The following is a 3,526-nucleotide window of genomic DNA, read 5'->3' on the forward strand; positions in this document are numbered from 1 at the left end:
ACGGCTGGGTGAAAAGACACTAGATGCCGCAAAACGTCGCCTGATGGAAGAGATGGGACTGGCCTGTGAATTGACTGAGCGCTTCACGTTCACCTATCAAGCACAGGTGCCGGGAGCGTTGATGGAGTACGAATATGATCATGTATTAGTGGGTTTCAGTGAGGCGACACCCATTCCAGCCCCTGATGAAGCCAAGGCTTGGCGTTGGGTACACCCTCTCGCGTTGCAGGATGAGCTGGATAACGCACCCGATACCTTCACGATTTGGTTTCGCACGCTGGTTGAGCATTACGGGTTAAATGAGATAGCCAAGTGGGCAGATTCATCGGAACACGCTCCCTCACCCTCATCGCCGATTAACACCCCGCCGTCGGTTGCTCCCTTCCATTTACCCCTCTGGCTTGAGACAGCCACTTACCCCCTGAGCCCCTTTACGGATCTGGTCCAACAGCACACTCGTCAATGGCTCAAGTCCATGGGGTTGGAAGACACCCCCGAAACTACCCGCCGATTGGATATATACGCTCCCAGCAAATATGCCGGTTACATGTGGAGTGATGCCCCCTTTGAAATACTGATCATTCTTTCTGACCTTTTGGGGTGGTTCTGCTGCCAGGGCAACCTTGCCGACGAGGACCGTCATGAGCCTGAAGCCCTCGAACGCTTGATTCGCGGCACTTACACCACTGCCTTCACACGCGACACCACGAACCGAGAGCCCTTGGGTCGTGCGCTGGCAGATATCATCCGGCGCGCGTCACGCCTGATGCCTCCATTGTGGAAACAGCGCGTTGCCGAGCAATACTCATCGTACCTGGCGCCCTCCATCACCGCGTTGATGCACCGCATCAACCACACACAGCCGGGTGTGGAAGGTTATGAAACGCTTTGGCAAACCGCCGGCAGTTTTCAAGTCTGCCTTGAGTTCACCTACCTGGTGCAAAACATTCAGTTATCGTCAGCGCTTTACTACAGCCAACCCTGGCAGGAACTGCGCAGCCTGACCTTGAACTTACTGAAGGCCGTTAACGACTTGCTGTCGTTTCGGATCATGGAAAACCCTGATGAAGACATCTACAACCTGCTCACTCACCTGAGGCACACCCAAGGTCTTAGCGCGACGCAAGCCGCGAACGAGGTGTCGCAACGCGTTGAACAGTGGGCCACGCAGTTCACGCGGGCTCAGGCTGTGCTACCCGAGCGCCTGGCAGCGTTGGGCTATGAAGTGCGGGCTCAGGAGCAAGCGATGATTTGCGCCCAAGCGCTGCATAATCAATGGCGCGGCAACATCGCCTGGCACCTGACAGTGCCACGCTATCGAGAAATACGCTTCAAGGGCCAGTAACCACTGCGCCCACAAAGTGTCTGCTTGTACATCCCCAGCCAGTGCGGCAAGGCCAGCGAAATAAACGGCAGGCAGGTCACCATAATCAGGAATACCCGCAAGATCATCAGCCACGGCAACGCCGCGCGGATGGTCTGGCCAACGCCACGAATGCCGAGTCCGCCGCCGTGCGGCACAACCGCACCCTGCAACGGGTGGCGGTAAAACGCGATGAGCCCTGGGCGATTCGCGAGCGCAGTATCCTGGTGCGCGAACTGGAAGCACTGCCCGGCACCCTTCGGGCGTTGATCGCCACCTTGATGCCGACACACTCAGTGCAGGCTGATGTTGCGCTGGCTGGCGTTATCGATATTGATATGGCTCAGCCGTCCCTGCCCATCGAACAGCAACAGATCAGCTCCCAGGCGGCGAAACTGGGCCGGTGATTGCGGCCAGTGCAAAGTGACGCAAAGCCGATCGCTGGCACGGTGAATAACGTGCCAGCACGTGTCCTGCTCCTCAACCCGATAACTGATCAGCAACCAGTCCTCAAATAGGAACGGGCTGACGGACTCATCCCATTCTTCGTCCGGCAAGTTGCCGGGCAGCCTGTAGCGCTTTCGAACCCCGTGCTGCTTAAGTACCAGCGTGGGTATTCCATCGTCGTGCTTGATCCGATACTGCGCCGATTCAGCGGTAGCACTGGGAACCTGGAAGTCCGTCTGCACGATGTCAAACGCGCTTTCGCGGCTGACCAGGCGCCGCTCCGGCAGACGATAATGCCAAAGCATCAGGCACCCGCCCGGTGCTGACAACCACAGGTATTCGTTGTATTCATCCACGTTGATGGCACGTACCGACTCCGGTAGGTCACTCACATGCCAGAGCGTTTCAAGGGCACGGTCAACATCCACCACGCGTAACTGCTGGCCTTTGCCGATGGTCCAGTTGCAGCCATCAAACTCGTTTGAAAATACATCCATGGCCAGTACACCGAGGTCTTTGGCGACGCGGTTCACCAGGTCCAGTTTGCTGATACGCCATACCGATCCGCGCCGGATCAGCACCAAGGCCACCTGGCGACTATGGGCAATGACGATCTTCTGCGCCGGCACCGCAAAGTGAAACAGCGTCGCGCCCGTTGCATCCAGCACCATGACTCCCGCCTCGCCCAGCGCCACCAGGTAACGCTCATAGTCCAAGGGTACCGCGTCGAATAGGGGCCGATTGCCTGCGGCGGGCGCTGACCACTCGCGGGTGTCGGCCAAGCGGTCCAGGGAGACCACCGCTGCACGCTTCAGGGCGTGGCCAGGCAAGTCCGCCTGAAGCAGTTTGTCCTGACTCATCTTGACCAGCGCCTGTAGCTGATTGTGCGTCAGCTGCCCTTGAGCGCTGAATTGATCGGCAAGAATCGCGTGCACGGTGGCACCTGCCAGCCAGGCCAGGGCGGTAGTGTTCGACTTGTGCAGCAACAAGGCCTGCGCCAAAGCGGCTCGCTCGCCGGCACGCTCGGGGTCGTCACGCAATTGCTCCACCCATGGCCCGTAAGCATGCAGGGTCTCGGGCAACAGGATGGCGCGTTTGACCAGTGCGCCAATGGCCAGGCGCCCGCCGGCGGCCTCGGCATTCAGCAACCATTGCGCGGCACGTGGGCGTTCTGCGGGAAGGCTCCAAATCACGTCGACCGCTTGCAGCCACAAGCCTTTGGCGATCAACGACTCAGCCCACTCCAGACGCAGGCGGTCGGCGATTTGCGGCGACTTGGCTTGGAGCATCACCACGGCATCGGCGAAAGCATTGTCGCGCCGCGCCACCAGCACGGCGCGCTGCCACTGCTCGGCCAGGCACAGCAGACGCACGATCACCGCAGGCGGCATGTCCCATGCAAGGGCCAGGTCAGCGGCCTGCTGATAGCGTGCATGTTTCTCCAGATAATCGAGGGCTTGCTGACGCTCCTTGAGCAATTCGGCGAGGACAAACACCGCTTCTTCTATACGACCGGCACGGTCCAAGCGTTCAAAGGTCTGGCGATACACCTGCCGCAAGTGCTCAGCCAAGTCTTCTTCGAACAGCATCGAACGCGCCGGGCCGTCCTGCTGGCTGAGGTTCAGGTCCTCGCGGCGCTGGGGCGTACCAAAGCTCTGTTCACCGCTGGACGCCCCACTGTTCAAGGGGATCGCGTGGCGCAAGGCTTCTTCGAAG

1 protein-coding gene and 3 pseudogenes are annotated in these 3,526 nt (G+C 59.4%); 2 read left to right on the forward strand and 2 right to left on the reverse strand.

The features are described 5' to 3' along the window. On the forward strand, positions 1 to 1,345 hold a 1,345-nt coding region (locus ACI77I_RS31790; protein ID WP_407000148.1), incomplete at its 5' end, for a terpene synthase family protein. On the opposite strand, the pseudogene ACI77I_RS31795 reads toward ACI77I_RS31790, so the two are convergent. Further along, positions 1,315 to 1,488: pseudogene (locus ACI77I_RS31795) on the reverse strand (hypothetical protein); the annotation flags it as partial. The gene ACI77I_RS31790 and the pseudogene ACI77I_RS31795 sit on opposite strands and share 31 nt — an antisense overlap. A 12-nt stretch (positions 1,489 to 1,500) precedes the next feature. On the opposite strand from ACI77I_RS31795, the pseudogene ACI77I_RS31800 reads away from it, so the two are divergent. Continuing rightward, a pseudogene (locus ACI77I_RS31800) lies at positions 1,501 to 1,650 on the forward strand (LysR family transcriptional regulator); the annotation flags it as partial. 6 nt (positions 1,651 to 1,656) lie between these two features. Here ACI77I_RS31800 and ACI77I_RS31805 read toward each other — a convergent pair. Beyond that, positions 1,657 to 3,526 (reverse strand): annotated as a pseudogene (locus tag ACI77I_RS31805) (hypothetical protein); the annotation flags it as partial.

This window comes from Pseudomonas sp. D47, assembly GCF_045447305.1.
In the GTDB taxonomy this organism is placed as follows: Bacteria; Pseudomonadota; Gammaproteobacteria; order Pseudomonadales; family Pseudomonadaceae; genus Aquipseudomonas.